Annotated in this window: 16 protein-coding genes and 1 pseudogene; 5 read left to right on the plus strand and 12 right to left on the minus strand. The window is 42.3% G+C overall.

The window, feature by feature from the left end; translation table 11 throughout:
- Positions 1-286 precede the first annotated feature (286 nt).
- The 3 genes from F8R90_RS02130 to F8R90_RS02140 form a co-directional block, all read right to left on the minus strand.
- Positions 287-1,063: a superoxide dismutase gene (locus F8R90_RS02130; protein ID WP_196509180.1), complete on the minus strand. Its 777-nt coding sequence runs from the start codon at positions 1,061-1,063 to the stop codon at positions 287-289.
- Between the two features lie 305 nt (positions 1,064-1,368).
- A complete protein-coding gene (locus F8R90_RS02135; protein WP_196509183.1) occupies positions 1,369-2,499 on the minus strand; it encodes an ABC transporter ATP-binding protein in 1,131 nt (376 codons plus the stop codon).
- Positions 2,500-2,599: 100 nt separating this feature from the next.
- The gene (locus F8R90_RS02140) at positions 2,600-3,319 is read right to left on the minus strand and encodes a GUN4 domain-containing protein (RefSeq protein ID WP_196509186.1); all 720 of its coding nucleotides are present in this window, start codon (positions 3,317-3,319) and stop codon (positions 2,600-2,602) included.
- A 273-nt stretch (positions 3,320-3,592) separates the two neighbouring features.
- Between F8R90_RS02140 and F8R90_RS02145 the strand changes: the two genes are divergently transcribed.
- Positions 3,593-5,014, plus strand: coding sequence for an NADP-dependent isocitrate dehydrogenase (locus F8R90_RS02145; RefSeq protein ID WP_196509189.1), 1,422 nt, complete (start codon positions 3,593-3,595; stop codon positions 5,012-5,014).
- Positions 5,015-5,206: 192 nt separating this feature from the next.
- Here F8R90_RS02145 and mtnA read toward each other — a convergent pair whose 3' ends face one another.
- Together mtnA and F8R90_RS02155 are read right to left on the minus strand one after the other, a co-directional pair.
- Positions 5,207-6,268, minus strand: a complete 1,062-nt coding sequence (gene mtnA / locus F8R90_RS02150) for an S-methyl-5-thioribose-1-phosphate isomerase (protein ID WP_196509192.1) — start codon at positions 6,266-6,268, stop codon at positions 5,207-5,209.
- Between the two features lie 104 nt (positions 6,269-6,372).
- Positions 6,373-8,382, minus strand: a complete 2,010-nt coding sequence (locus F8R90_RS02155; protein WP_230966051.1) for a cation:proton antiporter — start codon at positions 8,380-8,382, stop codon at positions 6,373-6,375.
- Positions 8,383-9,370: 988 nt separating this feature from the next.
- Between F8R90_RS02155 and F8R90_RS02160 the strand changes: the two genes are divergently transcribed.
- From F8R90_RS02160 to F8R90_RS02170, 3 genes are all read left to right on the plus strand, one after another.
- Positions 9,371-10,378 carry a DUF2235 domain-containing protein gene (locus F8R90_RS02160; RefSeq protein WP_196509198.1) on the plus strand — a complete coding sequence of 336 codons (1,008 nt, stop codon included), beginning with the start codon at positions 9,371-9,373 and terminating at the stop codon, positions 10,376-10,378.
- 82 nt (positions 10,379-10,460) lie between these two features.
- On the plus strand, positions 10,461-12,089 hold the full coding sequence (locus tag F8R90_RS02165) for a peroxidase family protein (RefSeq protein ID WP_196509201.1): 1,629 nt from the start codon (positions 10,461-10,463) through the stop codon (positions 12,087-12,089).
- A gap of 115 nt (positions 12,090-12,204) precedes the next feature.
- Positions 12,205-13,386 carry a catalase gene (locus tag F8R90_RS02170; protein WP_196509204.1) on the plus strand — a complete coding sequence of 394 codons (1,182 nt, stop codon included), beginning with the start codon at positions 12,205-12,207 and terminating at the stop codon, positions 13,384-13,386.
- Positions 13,387-13,570: 184 nt separating this feature from the next.
- On the opposite strand, the gene dxs is transcribed toward F8R90_RS02170, so the two are convergent.
- From dxs to F8R90_RS02205, 7 genes and pseudogenes are all read right to left on the minus strand, one after another.
- On the minus strand, positions 13,571-15,478 hold the full coding sequence (gene dxs, locus F8R90_RS02175) for a 1-deoxy-D-xylulose-5-phosphate synthase (protein WP_190895353.1): 1,908 nt from the start codon (positions 15,476-15,478) through the stop codon (positions 13,571-13,573).
- Positions 15,479-16,200: 722 nt separating this feature from the next.
- On the minus strand, positions 16,201-16,647 hold the full coding sequence (locus tag F8R90_RS02180) for a hypothetical protein (protein WP_196509207.1): 447 nt from the start codon (positions 16,645-16,647) through the stop codon (positions 16,201-16,203).
- Positions 16,648-17,073: 426 nt separating this feature from the next.
- Positions 17,074-17,436 (minus strand): annotated as a pseudogene (locus tag F8R90_RS02185) (aldo/keto reductase); the annotation flags it as partial.
- A 103-nt stretch (positions 17,437-17,539) separates the two neighbouring features.
- A complete protein-coding gene (locus F8R90_RS02190) occupies positions 17,540-17,845 on the minus strand; it encodes a small RNA NsiR4-regulated ssr1528 family protein (RefSeq protein ID WP_196509210.1) in 306 nt (101 codons plus the stop codon).
- Between the two features lie 357 nt (positions 17,846-18,202).
- Complete coding sequence (locus F8R90_RS02195) at positions 18,203-18,457, minus strand: hypothetical protein (protein WP_190895355.1); 255 nt, start codon at positions 18,455-18,457, stop codon at positions 18,203-18,205.
- 28 nt (positions 18,458-18,485) lie between these two features.
- Positions 18,486-21,539, minus strand: a complete 3,054-nt coding sequence (gene ppc, locus F8R90_RS02200; protein ID WP_196509213.1) for a phosphoenolpyruvate carboxylase — start codon at positions 21,537-21,539, stop codon at positions 18,486-18,488.
- 102 nt (positions 21,540-21,641) lie between these two features.
- The gene (locus F8R90_RS02205; RefSeq protein WP_190895357.1) at positions 21,642-21,878 is read right to left on the minus strand and encodes a hypothetical protein; all 237 of its coding nucleotides are present in this window, start codon (positions 21,876-21,878) and stop codon (positions 21,642-21,644) included.
- Positions 21,879-22,324: 446 nt separating this feature from the next.
- On the opposite strand from F8R90_RS02205, the gene F8R90_RS02210 reads away from it, so the two are divergent.
- Positions 22,325-25,336, plus strand: coding sequence for a DUF1574 domain-containing protein (locus F8R90_RS02210; protein WP_196509216.1), 3,012 nt, complete (start codon positions 22,325-22,327; stop codon positions 25,334-25,336).
- Positions 25,337-25,376 lie beyond the last annotated feature (40 nt).

The raw sequence follows: 25,376 nt of genomic DNA on the forward strand, positions 1-25,376 counted from the left end.
GAGCAGGGGGAAGGGGGCAGGGGGAAAGATATTTAAATTACCCTGCCACAAGAGTTTCAGAGCAAATAAATTTATTGATGCCCAGAAGTAAAAATATTTATTTCGAGATGTGTAATACCTTCGCCTTTGGCATCTCGCAGAAAGAAATAATACTTACTTGGTTGAGCAGCCCTACATTTATGTATGGCGATTCCCCCCCTGCTCCCTGCTCCCTGCCCCTTTTCCTCTAATTGACAGGAGCGGAAGATTAACTTTTTATTTTTTCTATCTCTCCTTGTCCCAATCTTTAAGCTAATTTACTGGCTGCTGCAAACCGCTTGTTAATCTCATCCCAATTAACCACGTTCCACCAAGCATCTAAATAATCGGCGCGGCGATTCTGGTAATTGAGATAATATGCATGTTCCCATACGTCATTACCCAAAATAGGATATTTACCTGCACTTAAGGGACTATCTTGGTTAGCGGTAGTTGTCACTTCCAACTTGCCACCTTTGTTACGCACTAGCCAAACCCAACCACTACCAAAACGACCAGCACCAGCTTCGTTAAACTGTTTTTTGAAAGCTGCAAAAGATCCAAAATTTTGATTAATCGCGGAGGCTATATTTCCTGTTGGTTCTCCGCCACCTTTCGGCTTCATAATTTCCCAGAACATTGAGTGGTTGACATGACCACCGCCATTATTGCGTACTGTTCTACGAATATCTTGTGGTACATTGTCAAGCCTCTGTAACAGTTCTTCAATACTTTTGCCTTTCAGTTCTGGGTGTTTTTCTAACGCCGCATTCAGGTTTTTCACATAAGTTGCATGGTGTTTATCATGATGAAACTGCATCGTTTTGGCATCGATGTGTGGTTCCAGTGCTTCGTAGGCGTAAGTTAAAGGTGGTAGTTGGATAGCCCCTGTTGTATTTGGTGTTGTATTTGGTGTTGTATTTGGTGTTGTGTCGGGAGTTGCAGTGTTTACCTGAGGAGATTTCTCTGATGCACAAGCATGTAATGTAAAAGCACCCACACCTACTGTTACTAAAAACAAGAAATTGCGTCGATTAATAGTCATATAAGTTTTTGCAGCGAATCCCTTAAGTCTCTATTGCAGTTTTTATTTTCTTAGATTCTGGCTACAAAAAATTGGGAATTGGCAATTATTTTTGGCAGTTCAAGAAACTATTTATAAAATAAAAGTAAAGATCCACCTTAGAAGTTATTTTAAAAGTCAATAAGTATACTCAAAACCTCACTTCTATTGCTGTCTCGTGCTTTTGATAATCTTTGAAACCCGCATTCTCTTGTAGGTAAAGGGGTTATATCTGAGGCTTTTGATGTTTCATGCAATACTTTTTAAACATCTTCTTAAAGCCAGAGTCACTCATGAGGTAAAATTCTGTCGCCAGTTTTGGGATCAAACACAAACAATTTATTTAAATCGAGTTGTAGAGAAAGGCGATCGCCTGGACGCAGACGCACATCCCCGCTCACCTGAATATTCAAAACTACCGCCGAACCAGGTAAACCAGCACGAATCAAAGTTTCCCTTCCCAAAGGTTCCACTAGTTTAACTTCAACCAACAACAGTCCTGAGTTTTGAGTACTGTTAGCGGTAGCGGGGCGTTCAGCCCGTTCTGAGTCAGTGTTGATTTTGATATGCTCTGGACGAATCCCCAAATCAAAGCTGTGTCCGTGACGCAAATGTAATTTTTCTTTCACAACTGCCGGGATTGTTAATAACTGTCCACTCACATCGAAACCGTTATTTTCATAGATTGCAGGCAAAATATTCATTGGTGGACTGCCTAAAAAACTTGCCACCATCTGATTAGCAGGACTTGCATAAATAGTTTGGGGATCGCCAATTTGTTGAATCCGCCCGCGATTTAGCACAACAATTTTATCAGCCAAAGTCATCGCTTCAACTTGATCGTGGGTAACATAAATTGTTGTAATGCCTAATTCTTGATGTAACTGTTTCAATTCTGCCCTTGTATCATCGCGCAATTGGGCATCTAAATTAGATAAAGGTTCATCAAGTAAAAACACTTGTGGTTCACGAGCGATCGCTCTCCCTAATGCTACCCGTTGTTGCTGTCCCCCAGAAAGTTGTTTGGGTTTACGATCTAGCAGGTGATCTAGAGAAAGCGATCGCGCCACATTCATCACTCGTTCTTGAATGATTTTCGAGTCAACCTTTCGCATTTGCAAGCCAAAGGCGATGTTTTCCGCCACGCTCATGTGAGGATAGAGAGCGTAGTTTTGGAACACCATCGCCACATCCCGTTGTCTAGCTGGGATATTATTCACCAAGCGATCGCCAATATAGAGTTTGCCAGATGTAGCGGTTTCTAAACCAGCGATCGTTCGCAAAATTGTCGACTTACCACAACCTGATGGCCCAACTAAAACCCAAAACTCACCATCGGGAATTTCAAAGGTAATATCCTCGATCGCGGTGACATTATTAAACCTACGCTTAATATCTTCTAGACGAACGTTTGCCATTATCTGATTAAAGTTAATAGTTAGGAGTTAGGAGTTAGGAATTTTAAGTTTTGAGTTTTGAGTTTTAAACCTCTTCAACTCATAACTAATAACTTCTAACTCATAACTGTGTCCAAGCAGGGTGAGAGAGTAAAGAAGCAAAGACTCGTACTCCCCGAAGTTGATTAGACAGGGGTAAGTGACCTCTAGGCGCATTTAAATCCCAAGTAAACCCGTTAGGGTATCGCGTCCAGTTATTACCTTCTTTCCAGCCAATTTTCGGCCAGAAATTCTCCCAATTTTTACCCAAACTTAACCAGATTTCTCGCTGCACTGAAAAGCCAAATTTACCTTCAGAGTGGACTAACCAGAGATTGTTAATGGTTTGTAAGTCAACAGCAGAGGTATTTTCTACCTCAGTAAAATACAACCATTTTCGTTGTACAGCCGTTGGCCCCGATAGTTCACACATTTTTTCTATGGTGACGCGATCGGCTGCTTGGAAGTCTTGAACAGCTAGTAGTTGTTGCAAAGAATTGTAGTTAATCCCGCACTCTGATTTTAGAGGTACAATTCCTTCAGGAAAACAAGAGCGCAAAAATTCTTTGGCTTGAGGTGCATCAGAGTTATAGAGGACTTGGTAAGCTTTGCCATCAACCCAAGTTGCTGGGTTCTCACGTCGTTTCAGTAAAAATTCCATCAACACGTCTAATCCCTCATTACCCAACTCAGCTAACTGTGGGATTATCTGCTGTTGGACTTTTTCAGACCCAGCGATTAACGGTCGTCGGAGGGAGTCGATGTCATTAGCAGGGCCTGATAAAATCATTGGGTCTGTCATGCCATTCTCGTTTTAACGGTCAGTGAAAGAGCGGTAAGCTATCTGGCTCCTCCAAGGTGAAGCATTGATAGCGAAAAGTAGTTTACTATTTTTGATCGTACAAAATTGCGATCGCTTCACTGAATCCCACACTTAATCCCCAAATAATGTACAAGGGGAATAGGGGGAAAATCTGTGCCTTATGGCTTGGTGAACAAAAGACATAGCAAAATATACAAGCCTGCCACATAAGGTTTTTTGAATAGCAGCGTATCGATTAGGAGTGTGTGAACGATGTACGAAAAGATTACCCCCCCCGCAGCCGGAGCAAAAATCACCTTCAAAAATGGTGAACCAATCGTACCGGACAATCCAATTATCCCCTTTATTCGGGGCGATGGTACAGGTATAGACATCTGGCCTGCTACCCAAAAAGTTTTAGATGCTGCTGTAGCCAAAGCATACAAGGGTCAGCGTCAAATTAGCTGGTTCAAGGTTTACGCTGGCGATGAAGCTTGTGATTTATACGGGACTTATCAGTATTTACCTCAAGACACTCTCACGGCAATTGAAGAATATGGTGTAGCTATTAAAGGGCCTTTGACTACTCCAGTTGGGGGAGGAATTCGTTCTTTAAATGTGGCACTGCGGCAAATTTTTGACTTGTATGCTTGCGTGCGTCCTTGCCGTTACTATGCAGGTACGCCCTCACCTCACAAAAATCCTGAAAAGCTGGATGTAATTGTTTATCGAGAGAATACGGAAGATATTTATTTAGGCATTGAGTGGCGACAAGGTAGCGAAATCGGCGATCGCTTAATTAAAATTCTCAATGAAGAACTGATCCCCGCCACCCCAGAACACGGGAAAAAACGCATTCCTCTTGATTCTGGTATTGGCATCAAACCCATCAGCAAAACTGGCTCTCAGCGCCTAGTCAGACGTGCCATCAAACACGCTTTGCTATTGCCCAAAAACAAGCAACAAGTGACTTTGGTGCATAAGGGCAACATCATGAAGTACACCGAAGGCGCTTTCCGTGATTGGGGTTATGAATTAGCAACCAGTGAATTTCGCCAAGAAACTGTCACCGAACGGGAATCTTGGATTTTGAGTAACAAGGAAAAAAATCCGAATATTTCCTTGGAAGAAAACGCCCGCGAGATTGATCCTGGGTTTGATAGTCTCACCGAAGAGAAGAAAGCGCAAATTGTCAAGGAAGTTGAAACTGTTCTTAACTCAATTTGGGCAACCCACGGCGAGGGCAAATGGAAAGAGAAAGTTTTGGTAAATGACCGGATTGCTGATAGTATTTTTCAACAAATCCAAACCAGACCAGATGAGTATTCGATTCTGGCGACGATGAACTTGAACGGCGATTACTTGTCTGATGCCGCCGCCGCCATTGTTGGTGGTTTGGGAATGGGCCCAGGGGCAAATATTGGTGATTCTAGTGCCATATTTGAAGCTACCCACGGCACTGCACCCAAACACGCCGGCTTAGATCGGATTAATCCTGGTTCAGTGATTTTGTCTGGTGTGATGATGCTGGAATTTATGGGTTGGCAAGAAGCCGCAGACCTAATTAAGAAAGGTTTAAGCGATGCGATCGCGAGTAGTCAAGTTACCTACGATTTAGCCCGGTTGCTAGAACCGCCTGTTGAACCCTTAAAATGTTCTGAATTTGCCGAGGCAATTATTCAGCATTTTGGTTAAGTCTACTAGGGCTAATTAGTCGAATAAAAGACCTCTCCCTGGTTTTACTACGTAAAACCTGTACCTCTCCGAATCGGAGAGGTACAGGTTTTAAGCTAGTTTTGAGGGTTTGCAGTAAGCACTTTAGTGCTTAGAAGATCAAGGACTAAAGTCCTTACTACGAACTTATTTACCCATCAATTTAAACGTCAATTATACTAATTGCTTTATCTGTGATTTTGCTAATTGATGAGGTGCGATCGCTCCATTCTCTGTAATGATGGCTGTAATCAATTCGGCTGGGGTGACATCAAAAGCTGGGTTGTAAAAATCGACACCTTCAGGTGTGAGAATAGTATCCCCGACTTGATATATTTCTGTTGGATCGCGTTCTTCAATAGGAATTTTGCTACCATCGGCTAATTCAAAATCAACGGTGGAAAGGGGTGCAGCCACAAAGAAGGGGATATTATGTGCTCTAGCTGCGATCGCTACACTGTATGTACCAATTTTGTTAGCAGTGTCGCCGTTAGCAGCAATTCGATCGGCACCCACAACTACAGCATGAATCAAACCCTGTTTCATGCAATGGGCTGCCATATTATCAGTAATTAATGTAACTGGAATACCTTCTTGCACACATTCCCAAGTGGTGAGTTTTGCGCCTTGCAAGCGGGGACGGGTTTCGTCGGCAAATAAACGTTCTAAACGTCCTTCCCTCCAAGCGGAACGCACAACACCCAAGGCTGTGCCATATCCGGCTGTAGCTAATGCCCCAGCGTTGCAGTGAGTAAGTAACCGTAGCTTTTCTGGGGTAGTAGGTAAAACTGCCAAACCATTGTCACCGATCGCTTGACAGGTTTGTAAATCTTCAATATTAATCGCTTGGGCTGTTTGGAAAAGGGTTTGCTTGATATCTTCTACACTTCCCAGCGTTTCATAGGCGGCTTTGATCATCCGGCTAATTGCCCAAAATAAATTCACCGCCGTGGGACGAGTAGAACGCAACAACTGGGCTACTTTATCTAAGTGTTGCAAAAATTCGTGGCGATCGCTTGTTTCAATTTCCCTTGCACCAAGATACATTCCATAAGCCGCAGCCACACCAATTGCCGGCGCACCTCGAACAATCATCGTTTTAATTGCCCGCGCCATATCTTCACTGCGGTGAATTTCCACAAATGTATATTCGTTTGGTAAGCGGGTTTGATCAATTAGTGACACTGAGTTGTTGTGCCAAATAACGGGATAAACCTGGTTTATAGAAGGTGTCACGTCGCTTCGCTCCGAATTCAAAATTCAAAAGTCATAGGAAGGTATTGGGTATTGAGGATTGGACATTCTCACCTCTGCTCCCCTACTTATTCACAATCTTGGGGCTATTTGGGAAAGTAGGCAATAATCATAGCAACTTCAGGATGATTGCGAGCGATCGCTTCTGGTATCCGACCTAAAAGCGAAACTAGTTGAGTTTTCTTTTCAACAGACCCGCTTAACACTAGCAGATCGTTGGTTTTGAGTAAACGAGAAACTTGCTGCACAAAATTGCCTCGCACTTTTTGAATCGGTGTATCTTCTGGCAATCCCGTATTACTCAAATCGATAGCTACTCCTCGTGTTGTTACAACTTGTAAAAGTTGCAGCGATGCTTTGAGTTCCGTTGCCAGACTTTTGGCTAATTGGATACTCTCTCCAAAAGAACTAGCATAAGTTTGTTGAGTGGTAAAAGCCAAAAAGACTCGTGTTGTATGCTCAATTGGCAATGGGAATCGAGTTACCAAAACAGGCACTGCACTGCGATTTACAATCTTGTCAATCACACCACCAAAGAGATTTTCCTGATAAGTAGAGTAACCTTTCCAGCCGCAGACAATCACACTGGCCTGCTTTTCTTCTGCCACACGAGCAATTCCCTTATCAATTGATTCGTCAATCCGACCAATGGGAATAACATTAGCAACCGCAGCATGGGCAATCATTTCTGCGGTTGATAGTAATTGGCTTTGTCTGGTTTTGTCCTCTAGAGGAATGGGGGAATTTTGCTCAATTAAAATGTGGAGTGGCAATAAAGTACCCGTCGCTGATTTTGCTAGGAGTATTGCCAACTTGAGCAGGTTATCTTCAGTGCTGGGGTTGGCAACTGGGACTAAAACGCGATCGCCCAGACTTCCTAGCTGATGAGTTGAAATACTAGCCTCTCCTGGCTTGATTTTTTTCCCCCACCGATCTGTTACCCAAGGAGAAGCAATGCAGGTAACTAAAATCATGGCGATCGTGCCATTCACTGTTAACTGATCGACCAACTCGATTTTGTAAGCAACGGTGATTGCAGCCAGGGTAGAGGCGGCCTGAGCTACTGATAGCCCAAACATCAACATAATATTGTCAAAGTTGAATCCAAATAACTTGCCCGAACCCCATGCAGGAATGAACTTGGCGATGATGGCAACAGTTACCATGACAACAGATACTAGGAGCGATCGCGGTTCTTGAATCAGAATCAGGGGATTAACCAACATTCCCACAGAAATCAAGAAAAAGGGTACAAACAGCGTATTCCCGATAAATTGAATCCGATTCATCAAAGGGCTAAGTTGCGGAATTAGCTGGGTAATAGCAACTCCAGCTAAAAAAGCGCCAATAATTGGCTCAATTTGGATTAATTCTGCCCCATAGGAAACTACAAACAGGGTAGCTAGAACAAAGGTAAACTCTGCTCCTTCATCATGTCCAAACCGTTGAAAGAACCAGCGGCCAAGACGAGGTACACCCCATAACGTTAGAAATGTGTAGATAATCAGTGAAGGAATCAGAAATAACCAAAACTGTAGGCTTAAACTCCCTTCATGCGCTCTGACTACCACCGCTAAAACCAAAAGTGCCAAAACATTGGTGATTAATGTGCCTCCGAGAGTGGTAGTCAATGTTTGAGAGCGCATAATTCCCAATTTACTAACAATCGGTAGTGCTAGTAGCGTATGGGAAGCAAAACAAGATGCTACTAGGATGGCAGGTAATACACCATAGCCGATCGCCATCATGGCTACGGTACCTAATGCCATCGGCACACCAAAGGTAGCTAGTCCAAATATGACTGCCTTATCAGCGTTATATTTCAGGTCATCCAAGCTAGTTTCCAGTCCTGCCATGAACATGAGGAACAGCAAACCAATTGTGCCCAAAAGCACAATTGTGTTATCCCGTGCCAATAATCCCAGTCCATTCGGGCCGACTATGACCCCCGCCAGAATTAATCCCACAATACCTGGTAGTCGGATTCTCTCAAATAGCAGGGGTGCAATCAGCATAATCCCCAAAATCATAAGAAAAACCGGTACTGGGTCTTTAATGGGTGTAGATAATACCGAAGCTAGTAAAAGATTAGTCATACTCTGCCCTAGAGTTGCGTTAACATCTGGTTCCATCTGTTAGCCTTAGCAGGGCGAAGCCCAGTGTGGGCACTTTCAGATTTTTACTTAGAGATTTAATGGACTATTGTTTTATATAGCCATGTTGCACAATCAGCATAAACATTTCTACTGAATATTGGAAAATGCTGGCGACTTAACTCTATACCGCTTCTTGGTTGTGTGCAATCCACCTCTGCGTATTTGATGACTCGGCTTTCATCATTCGGCTAATTGCCCAAAATAAATTTACCGCCCGTCGTTGGACGAGTAGAACGCAACAGCTGGGCTATTTTATCTAAGTGTTGTAAAATTCGTGGCGATCGCTGCGTGTTTACAAGCTACTCGTTTAGCCTCCTAACTTTTTTGATCCCCCTAAATCTCCCTTAAAAAGAGGATGGGATTTCACGTTAACAGTCAACAGTCATCAGCGGCGGGGCAGCTATCCCGGACACCCCAAAAAGTAAGTGGGCTTCCCGCTGCCTTTGTGAATAGGCAATATTTTTATTTGAATGTATCTTGATAATTTAATTTTAAAAACCAAGATTTAATTAAATATTTTTAGATTTTTATTAAAACGGAATTCAGGTGTTAAAAGTCAAAATTCACAATGAATTCTGTGCGATAAATGGGTGAAAAAAGGGGTTAAGACCCACACAAAATAATTATTTGGTAGTCTCCCCAAGTGCGAACAAGACGCTCTCTACGTTCCCCGTGCGTTCGCGTAAGCTTCCCGCAGGGAACGTAGAGAGACGCAGCGCGGATGTTTACTTAATAACTTAATATTTATTTAACGAATTCCTGCTTAACTGTCTTAACTGTCCTTGCATTCTCATAAAAAAGGTGAGAGGATGCTTCGCTAAAGCATTTATAAAAATAGACATATTAAATGCATTTGCCCTAACTCCATACCAAACTCACACCTTGATAAAAAGTTGAACGAATTACTCAAAGGCTTTGAAATAGAACTATGAAACGTCTTGTCATTTGCTGTGATGGAACTTGGCAACAATTAACAAGTCTTTACCCAAGCAATGTGGTTAAGTTAGCTCAATCGGTGAAACCGATAGCCAGTGATGGGGTTACACAGATCGTTTTTTATGACGAGGGTGTTGGAACCGAGGGTCAAAAGGTTTTAGGCGGAGCTACCGGACTAGGAATCGATAGAAATATAGAAGATGGCTACCGATTTCTAAGTCTCAATTATGTTCCTGGTGACGAAATCTATATGTTCGGCTTCAGTCGCGGTGCTTACACAGTTAGAAGTCTAGCAGGGATGATCTATTGCTCTGGTCTTCTAAATCGCCCCCATATCACCAAAGCACATGATGCTTATGAGCTTTACCGTAAACGAGGTATTAAGCCCAAAGATAAGGAAGCTGTGGAATACCGTCAAACTTATGGCGATCGCGTCCCAATCACCTTACTAGGTTGTTTTGATACCGTTGGTGCTCTTGGTATTCCTGGGATACCCGCCTTCAGCAAGTTGAGCGAACAGCTGAATAAGCGGTACAGATTCCATGACACTACTTTAAACAAATGTATTCAGAATGCATTGCATGCGATAGCGATTGATGAAATCCGCGAAATCTTTGATGTCACCCCCATGAAAAAGCATCCTGAAGCTGAAAACCAGAAAGTAATTCAAAAGTGGTTTCCAGGTGTACATGGTTGCGTTGGCGGTGGAACCGAAGAACACAGTGGGTTATCAGATGCTGCTTTACAGTGGATGATTGATTCTATCGGTGTACTAGGATTAGGGCTTGACTTCGATACAAGTGTGATTCCAACAGGCATTAATCCCAATTATGAATGTGACTTTAAGAACAATGTTGGATTCTTTAAATTGGCAGGAATCAAGTTTCGTGATGTCAGCGATGTTATTGAAGACCTTCATGAAAGCGCAATCTACCGTTTGAAAAGTCGCAAGGACTATCGACCCAAGAATCTACAAAAGATTATTTCCAAACTGAAATAACCTGGACCAATTTGGATAATTGAAGCAGAGAAATTTCTGGTGTATTGAATAGAGAATTGCAAAAAAGAAGGTAAAAATAATTATGACTGGAAAAAGAGATACATCCAAAGACGGGTTAGGTAACAAACTTCAAACATTAGTTTTAACAAACTTTAAATCGATTTGGAAACTTCTGCAAAGTAACAAATCCGTTGCACGAAAAGTTAATAAAATTTTGCTTAATAGTCTCATCTATAAAATTCCGACTCGTCCTAATCCCTATAGTATGATGACTCTAGATGAGTATATTCCTGATACTAAAATTCCTAAGAAAACTGATACTTATACTTCCTGGGAATCACTCAACGATCGCACTTATACAGGACGACATCTACCACCCGATCCCAAGTTAAACGCTGAGGGTAATCTACCCAAAGTTGAAGACCTAGCTATTCTCTTCCGTAAAAGAGATGGTAAAACCATTTATTCTAGTAAATCAACCATGCTGTTTCCCTATTGGGTACAGTGGTTTACAGATAGCTTTCTTCGCCTTGACCACTACAATAAACTCAAAAATACTTCCAACCATGAAATTGATTTGTGTAATGTTTATGGTTTAACCAGAAAACAAACACATCTTTTAAGAACCTTTCAAGGAGGTAAACTAAAGACTCAAAAACTCAAACGCCAAGATGGTGTAGAGGAAGAATACCCCTTATTTTATTATGCTGATGCAGCACAGGATCAAGTTAAGCCTGAATTTGAGGGTCTTTATCAACCACTTAATGATGAAAAAAGACAGCCCGTAGATAAAAAGCAATATATGTTTGCTATGGGAGTAGAAAGAGCAAATGTGCAAATTGGCTATGTAATGCTCAATACTTTATGTCTTCGGGAACATAATCGTCTTTGTGATGAATTAGCAAGCAATTATCCAGATTGGGATGATGAACGCCTATTCCAAACATCGAGAAATATTCTCATGGCGATTATTCTGAAAATCATTATGGAGGAGTACATTAACCACATAACTCCTTATCACTTTAAGTTATTTGCTGATCCTGAAGCTTTTACAAAAGAAAGTTGGCATCGTCCCAATTTTATGGCAATTGAGTTTGACTTTGTTTATCGCTGGCATAGTGCGATTCCAGAAACCTTTAAATATAACGGTAAACCAACCCATATTGCTGCATCTCTTTGGAACAATAAAATGTTTATTGACAAAGGTTTAGGGGCATTGATGGAAGAAACTTGTTCTCAAGCAGGTACAAAAATTGGTTTATTTAACACCCCTGATATATTGGTTGAGTTAACTGAATTACCCTCAATCCGACTGGGACGACAGCTGCAATTAGCAAGCTACAACCATTATCGTGAAATGTGTGGTTTTCCCAGAGTGACTACATTTGAACAAGTTACCGGCGATGAATTTGCTCAAAAGAAACTCAAAGAATTATATGGTCATGTTGATAATATTGAGTTTTTTGTAGGGCTTTATGCCGAGGATGGACGAAAAAATTCAACTATCCCTCCTCTCGTAGCACGCTTAATTGGAATTGATGCTTTTTCTCAAGCACTAACTAATCCTTTGCTATCACCCAATATCTTCAATAAAGAGACTTTTTCTCCTGTAGGCTGGGAAATTCTTCAGAATACTAACACAGTCTCAGATTTAGTTAATCGTAATGTTCCTCCATCAGACAAAAAGTACAAAGTTACTTTTGACCTTTAAGAGATTTTAATATCGTATTTTGTAGGGTAAGTTATAGCAAATTTTAACGCACCCTACGAATAGCGATGCAGCTACAAATAAACTCAATTGATTAGTTAATCCTATCTTTTCAAAAATGAAGCTATTTATCGAATATCCAGAAAAAGACGAAGCAAAATATTGCGCTCTCATGAGTGAGCTAGTCAAAAAGAATATGGAAAATCTTTACGGAGGTAAGAAGAAAAAAACTGCAAAGAGAGATACTCACGCTAAAACCCACGCTGCTGTTCAAGGAACTTTAGAAATCTTTGATTTTGATGAAGCAGCAATTAAGCAGGATTTAAGCAAACGCACCTCATTAACTGAAGCTCAATTTAGAGCTATTTCCCTAAAACAAGGTTTATTTGCAAAACCGAAACAATATCCGGTTTGGCTACGATTTGCAAGTGGTGCGTTTTCAGTAAAGAATGATTATGAAGGAGATACGCGTTCCATGTCCGTAAAAGTGATGGAGGTAGAAGGAGAACGACTACCGCAAAGTCACGAGTTAAAAACCCAAGATATTATTGTCCACAATACCGAACTCTTTTTTGTTAGAAACATCAAAGACTTCTACAGCTTTTTTTTGGCGGTTTATCGAGCAGGGCTGTTTCCGCTTTTTAAGCTGTTGGTACTTTTATGGCTAAAGTTGCATCCCTACGAATCCACTCTTTTACAAACCAGTTTCAAACGGTTTCCCAAGAGTTTGCTCAAAGAACGTTATTGGAGTGCTTCAGCGTATTCTTTGGGACTCAAATCTGATTTTGACCCATCCCAACCAGGTCGAATTCCTGTGGAATATCCAGTTGTGATTAAATATGCATTTACTCCAGTTTCCAGTCAACCACCTCATCAACAACTTCCTCTCGAATCCAGACCACAAAGTGAGCTTCAGCGTGCCAAAGCCTCAGGTTCAGAAGACAACTACTACCGAGAGGATATCATTCAAGCTTTAACAAAGCCTGATGCTGAATATAGTTGGGACTTTCAAATTCAATTTCAAACTAGCCCAGAAATGTCCATTGATGATAGCACCATTGTTTGGAATGAAGAGGAATCACCCTTCATTACAGTTGGTCGCCTAACAGTTAAGCATCAGAAGGTTAACTCTGACAAAGAAGATGACTTTGGAGAAAATCTTAGTTTTTCTCCTGGGAATGGTCTAGCAGTGCATCGTCCTGTCGGTGCGATCAATCGGTTACGCAACATTGTTTATCCTATCGTTGCTAATGACCGTCATCAAAAACGAGGAGTCAAATACCAGGAACCAACTGTTTGATTTTTCGCAATAATTATTAACTATAAATAGTTAAGCTCATCCCACCCCTAAAAGAGGATGGGATAACACGAAAGACTGATGACGGTTGACAGTTAACAGTTAAGTAGGAAAGTTTTCCTAAATTTTGATGCGATCGCCCACACCTGAGTCACAAGTGTGGGCGATTTATTTTACAAAGGATTAACTAAACCACAGCAGATACTTGCTGCTTAAAGAAAGCTTGCAAGACTCTCTCTGCTATTTGATGGCTAGTTAAACCTAGTTCTGTTTTAGATTCATTGGGTTCAGCATGATCTACTAAGACATCTGGCACACCAAATCGCTTGACAGGAACGAGAATATCTGCATCCATTAAGGCTTCAGCGATCGCAGAACCAAAGCCACCCATAATACAACCTTCTTCTAAGGTAATAACGCGGCCGATTTTCTTAGCTAAAGGCAAAATCAGCTCGGTATCCAAAGGCTTAACAAAACGCGCATTAATTACAGTTGCTTCAATGCCGTGTTCGCTAAGAATTTCAGCAGCTTGCATTCCTGGATAAACCATTGTGCCATAAGCAACAATTAACACGTCATCGCCTGTACGCAAAATTTCTCCTTTGCCGATTTCCAAAGGTTCCCAACCTTCTTCCATCAGGGGAACGCCGTAGCCATTGCCACGAGGATAACGCATTGCGATCGGGCCACTGGTATGGTTAACACCAGTTACTACCATGCGTTGCAATTCTGCTTCGTCTTTAGGTGCCATTATTGCTATGTTGGGAATGCAACGCAGATAGGCAATGTCATACATACCTTGGTGGGTGGGGCCATCAGATCCGACAATTCCTGCCCTATCTAAGCAGAAGAATACTGGCAGGTTTTGGATGCAGACATCGTGAATTATCTGGTCATAAGCGCGTTGCAGGAAGGTAGAATAAATGGCGGCAACGGGGCGCATACCCTGAGTTGCAAGCCCTGCTGCTAGGGTGATTGCGTGTTGTTCAGCAATACCGACATCAACATATTGATTGGGCAGTTTGGCTTGAAGTTTATCTAAGCCTGTCCCCGTTGCCATAGCCGCAGTAATACCGACGATTTTCGGGTTTTGTTCGGCAAGTTTCACCAGAGTGTGAGAAAAGACTTTGGCATAAGCCGGGGGTTTGGGTTTACTGGAAGGGATAGCTTTACCAGTTGCGACGTTAAAGGGGCTTTGGGCGTGGTAGCCAACTTGATCTAATTCGGCAATTTCATAGCCTTTACCTTTGACTGTTGCTACATGTACCAAAACTGGGCCTGTTATCTGATGTGCCTGTTGGAAGGTGGCAATCAATTCTTCGAGATTATGCCCATCTACTGGCCCAATGTAGGTAAAGCCCAGTTCTTCAAAAACTGCACCTACTTTGGGAACAGCCAAACGTTTCATACCTTCTTTGATGCGTCCGAGTTCAGGAGACAAAGATTCACCCACGAAGGGAATTTGCTTAAATTGTTCCTCAAGATTATCTTTAATAAATTGCACGGGTTGGCTGAGGCGCATTTTGTTCAGATAGCGGGGAATCGCGCCGACGTTGCGAGATATAGACATGTCGTTGTCGTTGAGAACAACCAACAAGTTAGTTTTGGGCATGTGTCCGGCATGATTGATGGCTTCTAAAGCCATACCCCCAGTCAGCGCCCCATCCCCAATAACAGCAACGGCTTTAAATTTTTCACCTTTCAAGTCTCGTGCTAAAGCCATACCCAATGCTGCTGAAATACTTGTAGAAGCATGTCCAGCCCCAAAGTGATCAAACTTGTTTTCACAGAGTTTGAGATAACCTGCAACTCCGTCTTTTTGTCTGAGGGTGTGGAAGCGATCATAACGTCCGGTAAGGAGTTTGTGGGGATAAGCTTGGTGTCCTACATCCCAAATAACTTTATCCCGATCTAAGTCCAGTGTCTGGTAAAGTCCTAGTGTTAATTCGACAACACCCAACCCTGGCCCTAAGTGTCCACCATTAACTGCTACGGTTTGGAGATGCTTATCTCGAATCTGACGGGCAATCTGTTGCAGTTGGCGAACAGATAAACCGTGCAACTGATTAGGATGGGTGATTTCGCTCAGATGCATATTATAGGGTTTTCCTCTCTAATTTCAGGTTTTCGGTATTTTGATTTTCCCACGGTCGGGTTGTTTACATAATCAGACTCTTACATTGTTACTAAGTTGTAGCGGAAAGTATAACTTCGTAATTGATAATCGTGAAAAATTTGTTACCCATTAACAATTCGTCAAAACGAAGTTCTAACAAGCTAAAGCAATAGCAGATTTGTCAATAAGTAATGTTACTTAAAAATTCACGATAGCCCGTATAAAAAACTAAGCTATACGAAGGAGATTGCGGAAATTTCTTAAGTAGATCACTTACTTTTACCTTTTCAAGCTACTACGAAAGAAAGCTCAATATCTCATTTTAACTATATGTTCAGCATATTTTATGGCAAATATTTAGCAATTATTTCTTCTCTTATTAGTTAATAGCAGATAATTCTTTCAGCGATCGCCAGTTCATCTGGGTGCACAAAATATGTATGTAAAAATACTCAACTTTTTTAGCTAAACTCAGTATTTTTTTAGTAAAATAATCTTTCTAAATTAATTATAAAATTTTGTCTTACTTCTTACATAACTAGCAAATAACATGATTGCAAGGATCATAGCACAGAGTGGATAAATTAATCTGTGCAATAAATTTAGACTATCCTAAATTGTTTGTAAATAACAAGATTCCCGACTTTTCTAATAAGTCGGGAATCTAAATCTTTCGATTTGAACGAAATCAAATAGGATTACTATTTACCAAAAGCATCCTTGATGTTATCAACAGTGCGCTCAACAACATTCTTTGTGTTGTCTACTGCTTCTTTAGTCCGAGCCGAATCTTCGTCTGCTCTTCTCTGAATTGTAGCCGCATCTCTCTTTGCTTTGCGTTCAGCAAAACTACCATTGTCTGTTGCTTGATCAACTTTACTGGCGTTACTTTTGGCAGCTTCCTTAACTTTATCTTTTGTATCTTCGATGAAATTTTTAGCTCGTCCAGCATCTTTACTGGTTTTTTCTTGAACTTTATCGCCTGCATCTGACGATGCAATCAAGGTTGCAGTAGGAGCAGCCATTGCTGAAGTGTTCGATAAAAATGCACCTTGCCAAACGAAAGCGATCGCTAACATACAAAACAGTGTTGTAGCCATCCAGCGTTTTACCGTAGAAAGCTGTTTTGTAACATAATTCAATTTCATAGAATACAATCTCATGTGACTTAGTATACTATTTCTACTTCATTTAGCTTATGAGACATATCGATCCCTAGATAGAAGTTCTTGCATCATTAGTTATTAAACGAATTCACTATTTTGATAGATTGAATTTTGAGTAAAGATTTTTTTTGCTGGTAATTAAGGATCAAATTAAACAGTTCATAGATTTTGGATATGGGCGTAGACGGGTAGCGGCTTGTCGTTAGACATCGCACTTAGAAAAAAGTCAGCGATCGCTTTTCAGTTAATTAACTTACGATGACCTCCGGTCGGTCGGAGACCATCGCTTCGGGCGGGCGGTTACGCCATCGCAACTGACTTTTTACGATTGGGACGCTTGCGTTCTGATTTTTTCTTAAGTCCAACCGCTTGGGCTTGATCGCTATCTGACCCATATTTAAGAAAGTATCACGCTGACATCAATTGCTGGAGGCGCTGTGGTTCCTCTCTTAGCCAATCTGGATTTTGGGCAGTGCTGTCAAAGATTGATGAGGTTTTGAAAGGCTCAAACTCGCCGCGTGATGCCGCTTCTGTCGTTTTTGCTAAGAGTGATGTCTACGACGGGCTTCGCCTACGCACCTGCTCGTCGTTCATTGGCTGGAACGTCCGCACTGCTTCAAAGGCTTGCTCTAAAATCTCCATGCTGTCAATTCCGGTAATCACAACCGATGTCGGCAGATTCAAAGCATAGTGTAAACATTCAATTGGCGTTACAGTATTTGAGCGTAAAAGAATACCGTTTGCCAAGCTTTTCATCCCCAAAATGCCGATGGCAATTTGGGATGTTTGAGGTAAAGAATTGAGGGCACAGCATTGCTGTGCCCCTTAACATATTTGGTTCAAAAAAATGAAACCTGTTGTAAAACATTAACAATTATTTGCCACTATAGAAAAAGGCAATTTCTTTCTCTTTTAAGGGTGCGAAACCAGCATCTACAAGTAATTGGTCGAGTTCTGCTTGAGGAATATGTTTTGCGCCAATTCGCACAATGCGCGATCGCATCGTATTAGATACGCCACTGCGCTGTCTATTGCCTTCTAGGGCCATAACTTTACCATAAAGGTCTAGCTTGGCAGGTGGAATGGGAGAACCATCAAAATCAATTCCCTGTGCGATCGCTTCATCAATAGCATCAGCACCTGTGGTGGTTTGGTTTCCTGGGTTAGTTTCGGTAGGCATGGTGATTTACTCTTGTTCGCTATGGGTAGATTTTACCAGCCTTGCTGATACCAAACTTGCCTACTAGCTTTTTTGCTGCCGAGGATTAATTACAATTCTTTAGGTGATACCAATTTGAAAAAAGAATGCGACAGATGGGTAGGGGCACAACAATGTTGTGCCCTTACGAATAATTGATGTGTCGCAAACATTATTTGAATTGGTATGAGAAATTTATCTTGATTAACTCTGTCTAATGATCTGAATCAAAAAACCTCTCCCTGATTTTACTACGCAAAACCGTCCCTCTCCGACTCGGAGAGGGACAGACTTGAACTGAAGTTCAAGCAGGGAGAGGTTCGTCGAACTCACGCTAGACTAATCACGAACTTGTCGCGTCACCAAACCACCAACAAACGCCCCTAAAACTGTTCCTGTCCATAGCCCTGTTGTGCTGCCTTGCCATATTGCTCCTGGTGTCATCCAAGCGTTGCACATCTCTTTTAAACCCCAAGGTTGATTTTGACACTTTTGGCTATGCAACATTATGGTGATTTGCCCACTGGTGTAAGCACCAAAAAAACCTGACGATAGTGCCAAAAAAGTGCAAATTAAAATTCTGTTTTTAGTCATTAATCAAAAACCAATGCCCCATTCTCAATCAACCTGTATTTCTCATCCCAGCTGCAATACCATTAATAGTTAATAATGCCCCTCGTAATAACTCGCCTTTGCTGTAACGAGAGTGGATGACTCCAGAAGTAGCATTAGTATTTAGGGACTGCCGTAGGCGCTTAAGTAGTGAAACTTGGATAAATCCCAAGGGTACAATTGTGCCATTGCGTAACTGCACAGATCGTTGCAATACAGGATCACCATCTAACAATTGATTGTGATCGGTGATTTTTAATACCAAATCTCTCGTGAGATAGAACTCGCTAGCAATTTGGTCAAAAACCTTGGCAAAACGAAGTTGATCTTCTGGTTTTGATAATTCCTGGACGTAGTGATGTGCCATTTGCATATCTACTTTTGCCAAGGTCATTTCGGCTTTAGAAATCACCATCTTGAAAAAGGGCCACTTAACGTAAAAGTAGCGTAGCAATTTCAAGTGTTCTTCTGGTTCTGCGTTCAAGAATTCTTGTAAAGCTGTGCCAACGCCATACCAGGAAGGAAGCAAAAAGCGGGTTTGCGTCCAGCTAAATACCCAAGGAATAGCTCGCAAACTGCTTAAATCTTTCTTACCAGATGGGCGGCGGGCTGGACGGGAACTGATTTGCAGTTGGCTAATTTCTTCAATGGGGGTTACTTGGTGGAAGAAGTCAACAAAATCAGGCTGTTCGTAGATTAAAGCACGATAATGTTGACGCGATCGCGCTGCTAATTCTTCCATAATCTCATTCCAGGGTTCAATATCATCAAACCCTGTCCGCAGCAGACTAGCTTGAATCACAGCAGTGGTGATGGTTTCCATGTGGTACAAAGCTAAGTCCAACAAGGAGTATTTGGAAGCTAAAACTTCTCCTTGTTCGGTAATCTTGATTCGCCCATTAATACTATGACCCGGTTGAGCCAAAATCGCTTCGTAAGCAGGGCCGCCACCCCGTCCCACAGAACCGCCGCGTCCGTGGAAAATCCGCAAATTTAAATCATAGTTTTCTGCTATTTGTTGCAGTGATTTTTGGGCTTTATGAATTTCCCAGTTGCTACTTAAAAACCCAGAGTCTTTGTTGCTGTCAGAATACCCCAGCATCACTTCTTGCAAGTTAGGGGTAAGGGGGGAGGATGAATTTTCATCGGTATCCTCTGCTTTTGTCTGTTCGTAGCCACCGGCTAACAAAGCGCGATATAACGGGAGTTCAAACAGTTTCCGCATGACGCTTCTGGAGCGTTGTAAATCTTCTACTGTTTCAAATAGGGGGACAACTTGAATAGTTCCGACAGCAATGGCGGGGTCAAAAAGTCTGGCTTCTTTGGCTAACAGCAGTACTTCTAGCACGTCGCTCACATCGCGGCACATGCTGATAATGTAAGTTTGGCAGATATTAAGACCAAATTCTTGTTGCAGCGATCGCACGACGCGAAAGGTTTCAATTACATCGTTGGTTTTTTCCGAAAATGGCAATTCTGCTGGAATTAATGGCCGGCGGGTTTGCAGTTCTCCTGTGAGCCAAGCGACTCTTTGCTCCTCAGATAGGTCGTTGTAAGGTTGAGGTAATATTTGCAGGTATTCGAGTATTTCATTCAACGCATCGGCGTGGCGGGATGATTCTTGGCGAATATCTAGCTGTGTCAAGTTAAAGCCAAAAATTTCTACCTGACAGATCAGATTTTCTAATTCTCGACAGCTTAAACCTGTTTCTGTCAAATTGCGCTGAATCATCCGCAGTTCTGCTAAAAAATCGGCTCCCGAACGATACAGGGGACTATCTTGATTTTTTGGCGTTTCCCGATTGTACAAAGCTAGATTGCGATCGCGAGTATTTTCTAGCCGTTTCAGCACATAAGCCAGTTTGAGCCGATATGGTTCTTGTCGATAACGCAGCGCCAGTGCATCGTATACCTCACTCAATTGGGACTGATCCAATTCTAGAGATTCCAGCAAATCTGGTAAGACATCGCTCCAATGCATCGACACACTCAACAATTCAATCAGATTTTTCACTGATTGAATATATCTCCCCAACACCATTTTGCGCTGATAGCAAGCTGTTTGCCAGGTGATTTCTGGTGTGACTGATGGGTTTCCATCCCTGTCTGAGCCTACCCAGGAACCGAAAGAGCAAAAGTTTTTACTCGGTGGTTCTAGCCAAGGAAAGGTGCTGGATAGAGTGTGTTTAAAACGTTTATAAAGTTGAGGAATACCATCAAATAGAACTTCTTGGAAGTAGTGGAGCGCATAATCTACTTCATCTAGCACTGTAGGTTTGAACTGGTGAAGTTCATCTGTACGCCACCACAGGCGAATTTCTTCGAGCAATTGTTCGCGGACATCTGCTGCTTCCCAAGCATATCCCCCGGTTGTAGCACCAAAATGGTTTTCTAAGGTATCCAGTTTTTGCAAGAGTTGTACCACCTGTCGCTGCTTATCCCGGATGGTATGACGAACAATTTCTGTCGGGTGCGCTGTGAAAACTAAACGCACATCTAGATGTGCAATTAAACGTTGAATTTGCTGGGGTGGGACATTCTGTTTGAATAAATAGGGAAATAAGGCAGCGAAAGTACCTTTTGGTTTGACTTGAGCTTTTTCTAGATAACTCTTTCTCAGCAAGTCTGCTGCTATTCCCCTGCTAACAGGCGCGTCATCTTCTCTTTGATTGGACGAATAATTGACATTGGAAGCTGTTTCTGGGCCTATTGCCTCTGTTTCTGCCTCATAGCGACTCAATTGCTGCCGTTGTTCGTATTCCTGCTCTATGATGTTAATCAACTGAAAATATAGAGCGAAAGCACGAGCCGCGCGAATTGCTTCGTTGATATTTAGTTGTTCAATCAATTTTACGGCTGAGGATGCTTGGTCATTTGTTGCTTGTCCTTCTGGTGAACACAAATCGCGCAACTGCCGCAACAAATCTACCATGTTTTGACCGCATTCTTGCCGGAGAACTGACTCCCACAATTCTTCCACTACCTGGAGACGATGACGCAAAAATAATTCCGACACCGGGTATATATCCGCAGTTTGAGACGAAGAGTATAAAAGGGAACCCATATTCTCTATTGTTGTAAAGCTAATTACTGTTTACGCTTCTAGGTTTTCTACTGAATGCTCACCGAGTTGTTCCTGAGCAAATAATTATTTGCTGTATATTTTCTAAGTTTGATTAGTTTCGTGATCCTCTGGGAAGTCGAGAATCGGTAGGCGATCGCCTCGAAATAATTCTTCACTGGCTTCCCCTATAGCTTCTAGTGCTCTTACTGTGGTTTTTCCTGTAATGAGCAGCAGTAATATAGACGCTGTACCTATTTGTAAAAGGAAAGATTGGGGAATGCTAAACAAATCCAGATTGGATGCGGGGTTAGTTGAAGGTTCTTGGTTGGCAGGAGGCATTGCTAATTCTTGGTTATGGGAATTAAGAGTAGAGACGCGATTAATCGCGTCTGTACAGGAGTTAGTAGTTAGAAGTTAAGATAACTCCAACAATAAAGGGATGGAGTTTTAATGAGATAAGCTGGTTGTTTGTTTCGCCCATTAGGGCCGTTAGCTTAGTGGGACGCGAGTCCGGCTTTAAACGATAAGTCATCAGCCAGTCATATAGAATTATTCTGACTCCTGGCTTCTAACTTCTGAATTCTGACTCCCTATTAGTAAAATAAACGCAAAACTCAACATTAGTCAGACTTGCAACCTGTACAAGACTATCTTGGCCGATTTTGTGAGCTACGAAGGTAACAAAATTGTTAAAAAAAAACGTCAGAGTGTGATAGACCTATGGTTCTAGTTTACAAGTGCAGGCACTATCCCCCAACAATCGCTTCCTGTAAAGTTAACTTCCCATGAAAACAGTATTACCAGATCGCCAGCAATCCTTAGTGCAGTGGGTGAGCCAAGCAACAGGGATCAACACTTTTGGGGTGAAAGTCCGGTTACGGGGAAATGACCTTCATATTCTTTGTGAAGGTACAGAATGTCCGCAGCGTTGGCATACTTTGTCTGACTTGCTACAAGCACTACAGCAAACAAACTTAGATATCCTTACAAGCAACGAACAACCATCAATATATCAAGTATTTGTCTATGGCCGAAGAAAAGGGGAACAGCGCCCCAAATGGTGCCATCGGGTTTACTTGAATCAAATAGATAAGCATCTGGAGCAGGTGGAGCAAGCCTTGCTAGCAGATTCGGAAAAATCAAAACAATCGGGTGGGGCGCTGATTGTCTCTAACGAAAGTTTGGCACGCCAAGGTAACCCAGAGGCGATCGCTCGATATCTCAGCGAAACTCTGAGTACGTTAGGTGTATCGGTACAGGCAAAAATTAAGCCATATAAGCCAAAGAACTCTCAGCCGGAAGAAAATCGCCTGTGGATATTTTGCCATTCAAGCTATAGCCCTGATGCATCATTGCTTGCTGAACCAATAGCACAAAAGTTGCGTTATCTCAAGCTTTCTGGCTACCAAGATGCAGTAATTGTTTCCCAGGTGAGTGGCGAAACTGCGCCTGATTGGCTACTGCGTGTGGATTTAACGCCACCAGAGGTAATGCTGAAGGAGTGGGCGCGTTGGGGAGATGTCCAAGCGATCGCTCGATTATTAACTGAGGTATTGTCAGGGTTAAAAGTTGGTGTCCAAGTTTCTCTGAAAGAATCAACACTACATATCTTTTGTATCCCAGCTTTTGATCCCTTAGGAACTGCGCCAATCCCCGACAAGGAAGTGTGCTTAGAAGCGATTTTACCCCAGCTAGAAGCGATCGCTCCTCAAGGCATTCTCGCCGCCACCGTATACGGGCAAAAAGCAGGCGAGCAACCCACTTGGATTGATTGGCTGGCTTTACCCGCTGCCAAGTACCCCGCCTTTGCCATATCACCCTTAGATTTGGCAAATACTGGCGATGAACCAGCCATCGTATTTTTACTGGAGCGCTTACTCAATCCTGACTTGGATTGGCGTTTATTGACAGGTGGAATTCGCATACTGCTACTAAACAAAAATGGTTTATTGCACATCATGTGTGATGCACCTGTTTGTCCAGCGCGTCAACAAGTAGCAAGTAAAATTACGCAGTTTATCCGCCATTTAAAAATTCCCGGTATTATGGGAGTACGTGTCTACGGTCGCCGGGCTGGGAATAAAGAACCTTTTTGGCATTATGGCGTTGATCTTGAACATCGCCAACGTTTAGTACCAGAAGCAACCCCAGAATTTGCTGCTACTTCTAAATACGTTAACGATTTAGTAACCTCTGAGACTAGTGAGCCAATTTTGCGCCCAGACTTAACGACAGAAGAAGTTCAAAGTTTTGTAACAGAAGTAGCGCGAGATTGGACGGCAACGGCGAGTGCAACCGCGAAAAAATTCCTGTTGAAAAGCCAGCTATTTACCGAAAGCCACCAGTCAGCAGAACAAAACCCTGATGTTCAAGGACTTAAGATTGCTTTAGTCTGGGGGACACTGGGATTATTGCTTACCCTCCAAACTGATTGGGTGTTGGGTCGAATTATTGCACGAAGTACGCCAAGTTCACCAAAAGTCGGTAATATCTCGCTCCCATCATCTTCTGGGCAAAAGGCATCTTTGACATCTGGGAAAACTCAGCAAGAGAAAACGACATTCTTTAGCAGCACTTCCAAGACAAAATCTCCTCCAAATCAGAGTTCTGTATTTAATGCTTCGGAGTTCACCCAAAGTGATGATACTCCGACAAATAATTTGGCAGCCGCACCACTGAAGGAAAAAGCAACCGCTACTGCTATTCTTTTAGCGGCGCGATCGCAGATGCCAAGTTTCAATGTTAGGCAGTTAGACGAGCAACTAGCATTATATAAACAGCGTTTAGCTACAACTGGTAGTCCTCCAGATGTGTTAATTATTGGCTCCTCCCGCGCCCTCAGGGGAGTAGATCCAGCAGCGCTTTCTAAAGCTTTAGCCACTCAGGGCTATCCAAATATTGACGTGTTTAACTTTGGGATCAACGGTGCTACCGCACAAGTTGTAGACTTTGTGATTCGCCACGTACTGGAACCATCAGAACTGCCTAAAATAATTCTCTGGGCAGATGGTGCTCGTGCTTTCAACGGTGGACGCGAGGATATTACCTTTAAATCCATTGCGGCATCAGCTGGTTATAAACAAGCATTCCAAAAAACCCCAACAACTGCCAATAGCAGTGATTCCACCGAAAATACGGTAAATTCGGGACAACAAAAGACAAAGGAAGAAAAACAGGAGATTAGCACCTATGAAGCTGTTAATCAGTCATTAAATCAGGCTCTAGCATCTCTTTCTGCTAGCTACCCAAACCGCGACCAAATTAAAAGCTTACTGCAAAAACAACTGCTGATACTTGGTCATAATCAGACAGTTGCATCACAGAGACAGCTAACAGATGGTACTTCAGATGAGAGTACTTCCCAGCAAGCAGTTGATTTTGATGGCTTTCTACCTTTATCTATTCGCTTCAATCCTGCTAGATACTATCAAAAACATTCTAGAGTTCCCGGAAATTACGACAACGACTATAAATCTTTCCAAGTAGAAGGACAGCAAGATGCTGCCTTTCAAGAAGTGCTTCAGTTTGCCCAGTCTCAGAAAATTTCCTTAGTGTTTGTCAACATGCCTCTCACGGGAGATTATTTAGATCCCGTGCGTAAACAACATGAGCAAGAATTTCAGGAATATATGTTGCGTCTAGCTACTAGTCCCAACTTTATTTATCGAGATTTGAGTCAACAGTGGCCAAAAGCAAATGACTACTTTTCTGACCCCAGCCACCTCAACCGCTTTGGGGCATACGAAGTCTCGAAAAAGCTGGCGAATGACCCGATGATTCCCTGGCCAGTGAAGTAGGGAGCAGGGGAGGCAGGGGAGGACAAGGAGACAAGGGGAC

Source organism: Nostoc sp. NZL, assembly GCF_015714705.1.
Taxonomy (GTDB): Bacteria; Cyanobacteriota; Cyanobacteriia; order Cyanobacteriales; family Nostocaceae; genus Nostoc; species Nostoc foliaceum_A.